Raw genomic sequence first — 2750 nt, 5'->3', positions numbered from 1 at the left:
AAAAGCTGCTGGCCGCTGACGGGCTGGTACTGGGCAGTCCAGTCTACATTTATCATGTTACGGCACAATTCAAAACCTGGGCCGACCGGCTGGGCAATGCCATTCACTGCCAGCGCCTGCTGGGTAAATATGGTGCCGTGGTGAGTACTGCCGGAGGTTCCGGCCAGGACGAGACGGCCGATTATTTGGAATGGCTGTTGAAACGTCTGGGAGCCCAGAGTGTGGGGCGGGTGGCCTGCGTCCTGGACGACGGGGTTATAGCGGAGGACGCGGAACCGCTGAAGCAGGCGAACGCCCTGGGGGTAGCCCTGGCCCGGGCAATTAAAGAGAAGCGGGAATTCCCGGATCAGATCCGGCAGCAGGAGAAGCTGCGCGAGTATTTCCGGAATGTAATCATTAAACGTAAGGACCGGTGGGATTGGGAATACCGTTACTGGCAGGCAAAAGGCTGGCTGTAGAGTGGTATTCCGGTAATTGTTCGGCAGGCAGGCGCTGACAGGGTAAAATTTTCGTGGGGGGATAAGATCTGAAGGACCAGGATTATGCCGGCCGGTGGCACGTGCTGGCAGCGGTTTTACTTGGGTCCATCATGGGTCCCATTGATGCCAGCATAGTATACATCGCTATGCCAGCTATCGCCCGGGTTTTTGGTGTGGACCCGGCGGCGGTGAGCTGGGTGTCCATGGCCTATCTGCTGGTGCTGGGGAGCTTTTTACTTTCCTTCGGCCGGTTGGGAGATATGTTCGGTTTCAAGCGGCTTTTCCTGACCGGGCTGTTGATTTTCGTCGCAACCTCCGCCCTCTGCGGCCTTGCTCCCGGCCTGGGCACGTTGATCCTCATGAGAGCTTTGCAGGCTACCGGGGCCGGTATGACCATGGCCATGTCCCCGGCTATCATCACTGCCGCCTTCCCACCCCGGGAACGGGGCAGGGCTCTGGGTATGAACGGGATGGTTGTGGCTCTGGGCCTGGCCATTGGGCCGAGTTTGGGCGGCCTGCTGGTAGATACCCTTGGCTGGCGGGCCATCTTTTACATCAACGTACCCATAGGCATTGCTGCTTACCTGTGGTGCCGGCGCATTCTACCCGACGCCTGCAGTGAAAAACGCCAGTCGTTTGACTGGCAGGGAGCGTTGCTGGCCTTCTGCGGTCTTGGTGCCCTGCTTCTATGTGCCAGCCGGGGCGAAGCTGCCGGCTGGTCCTGGCCCATCTTATTGCTCGGCGTGGTCGGTCTGGTTTTGCTGGGCGAGTTCATCGTGGTGGAACAACGTTCAGACGAACCCATGCTGGATTTAAAGCTGTTTCAGAGCAGGGTCTTTTCCGCCGGTATCGGGGCTGCTCTTTTGAACTTCATGACCCAGTATGTCATCGTGTTTTTAACGCCTTTTTTGCTGCAGCACGTTATGGGATATTCCGCCGGCCGGGCGGGGACGATCATGACCGCTTTTCCACTGACGGTACTGGTGGTCGCCCCATTAGCCGGTGCGTTATCGGATAAAATCGGCCAGCGGGGTCTGGCTTTTACAGGGTCGTTGATCTGTACCATCGCCGCCCTGGCCATGGCCGGGTTGAATCAACAGTCCGGCCCTGCGGACGTTGCCTGGCGACTGAGTATGTTCGGCCTGGGCACAGGGTTGTTCCAGTCACCCAACAACAGTGCCGTAATGGGGTCGGTGCCCAAATTCCGCCTTGGTATCGCTGGAGGTGTGCTGGCTACCACCCGCAATGTGGGTATGGTACTGGGGATCGCCCTGGGTGGTGCGGTACTGAGCATCCGTCAGGCCAGCCACCTGGAACCGGGCCGGTCCGCCGCCTTCCTGGCGGGCCTGCAGGAAGCCTATCTTGCCGGGATGTTGCTTTCACTGATCGGTACTCTAATCTGCCTTTGGGCCAAACTGCCCGATCACATCAACATTGAAGAAGGGAAAGCACCTGTTAAAAATCCACAGGACTAAAGAAAAGCCTTCACGACCGGCGAAGGTGGAGAAGCCGGTGTTCGCGCAGTGCCTGGCAGGACCATGCCCAAACACTGAGGCTGGCGTTCGTAAGAATATAGCCTGGGTAAAATTACAACGAGATCCAGGCCATAAAAGGATGAACGTATTATGAAGACCGGGCAGTCCGGACTGAAAAAGAGCGGTTGTTTTTCCACTTTTCGGGCTCTACAATACAGAAACTTCAGGTTGTTATGGATAAGCCTTCTGATTTCCAACGCCGGGACCTGGATGCAGATGGTGGCCCAGGGATGGTTGATCTATGAATTGACGAGATCAGCCTTCTACCTGGGCCTTGTGGGTCTCATGCAGGCGGTGCCGCGGTTTACTTTTTCTCTATTCGGAGGTGCAGTTGCAGACCGGTTGGACCGGAAGCGACTGCTGTGCTTTACACAGGCTGCAGCTATGAGCCTGGCGTTAATTCTCGCTGTCCTGGCTTATACACGTCTGATCAGGGTGTGGCACATCCTGGTGGTAAGCTTTTTAAATAGTCTGGTGATGACTTTTGACCAGCCGGCTCGTCAGGCCCTGGTATCTGACCTGGTGGACAGAGAGGACCTGGTAAACGCTATTGCCCTAAATTCCATGGCGTTTAACGGTGCGGCGGTTCTCGGCCCTTCCCTGGGGGGATTTCTGCTTTCTGCAATGGGGGCCCCGGGTTGTTTTTTCCTTAATGGGGTAAGTTTCCTGGCGGTGATCGCTGCCCTGTACAGGATGAATGTACCGGTTGCCAGCGAGAGAGAATTTCAGGGTCACA

3 protein-coding genes are annotated in these 2750 nt (G+C 56.8%); all 3 read left to right on the top strand.

The annotated features are described in order from the left end of the window. Window positions 1-458: flavodoxin family protein (locus tag ACPLUI_RS13595; RefSeq protein ID WP_424660787.1), on the top strand; the 458-nt coding region annotated here is incomplete at its 5' end. A gap of 101 nt (window positions 459-559) precedes the next feature. Next, entirely contained in the window at window positions 560-1954 is a 1395-nt protein-coding gene (locus ACPLUI_RS13590) for an MFS transporter (protein WP_424660786.1), read from the top strand. 150 nt (window positions 1955-2104) lie between these two features. Next, the coding region (locus ACPLUI_RS13585) for an MFS transporter (protein WP_424660785.1) at window positions 2105-2750 on the top strand (646 nt) is incomplete at its 3' end.

It is taken from the genome of Desulfofundulus sp. (assembly GCF_049701015.1).
Taxonomy (GTDB): Bacteria; Bacillota; Desulfotomaculia; order Desulfotomaculales; family Desulfovirgulaceae; genus Desulfofundulus.
The sequence above is the reverse complement of the archived record's forward strand: the minus strand, read 5'-3'. Positions and strand labels throughout refer to the sequence as shown.